The 266-nt window shown below is 36.1% G+C and carries 1 protein-coding gene; it reads right to left on the minus strand.

Annotated features, from left to right (window positions below):
* On the minus strand, nucleotides 1-266 hold a 266-nt coding region (locus Q0881_RS17800; protein ID WP_299163332.1), incomplete at both ends, for a hypothetical protein.

Genomic DNA, 266 nt, shown 5'->3' on the forward strand with positions numbered 1-266 from the left:
TCGCAAATTGTATATTCGTAATCATAAGTACCTGCTGTAGTTTCTGGGCTTACCGTAATTGTTCCATCGGAATTCATCAATATATTTCCGCTTAAAGGAGTTGGTGTAGTGCCGGGTGTTAAAGCAATCTCTGAGGCATTCAGCACAGATCCATCTAATAAATCATTATCTAAAACACTTATGGTTACTCCCCCTATTTTTCCATTTATATTCGTGAAAGTTTCAGTTTTTGCTTCTATTACTGAACTATCCACAACTACTTTACT

The sequence above is a fragment of the uncultured Tenacibaculum sp. genome (assembly GCF_947494125.1).
Lineage (GTDB): Bacteria > Bacteroidota > Bacteroidia > Flavobacteriales > Flavobacteriaceae > Polaribacter.